General features: G+C 42.9%; 1 protein-coding gene. It reads right to left on the bottom strand.

What is annotated here, in order from left to right; all coding sequences use genetic code 11:
- A partial coding sequence (locus AACW06_RS20715) for a hypothetical protein (RefSeq protein ID WP_339379026.1) occupies positions 1 to 202 on the bottom strand: 202 nt, incomplete at its 3' end.
- Between the last annotated feature and the right edge of the window lie 22 nt (positions 203 to 224).

Genomic DNA, 224 nt, shown 5'->3' with positions numbered 1-224 from the left:
CGGATTCCCAACGCTTGGGAGTTTCGATTCTAGGTTGAGTTTTGTGTTTAAGGCGCAATGGTTTAGGATTGTGGTCGCGTTGCTCACCACTTAACGCGGCGTTATGTGTTGGATGAGTTTTTGAGGTTAATTCTACGATTTCATTGAGAATTCGTTTCGTGTTTTCGGCAGGTTGGCTTAGTCGAAATGGATTCTTGAACAACTTGAGATTGATCGTTTTCAAG

The sequence above is a fragment of the Vibrio sp. S12_S33 genome (assembly GCF_963889785.1).
Lineage (GTDB): Bacteria > Pseudomonadota > Gammaproteobacteria > Enterobacterales > Vibrionaceae > Vibrio > Vibrio aestuarianus.
This window is presented reverse-complemented; position numbering and strand designations above follow the sequence as displayed.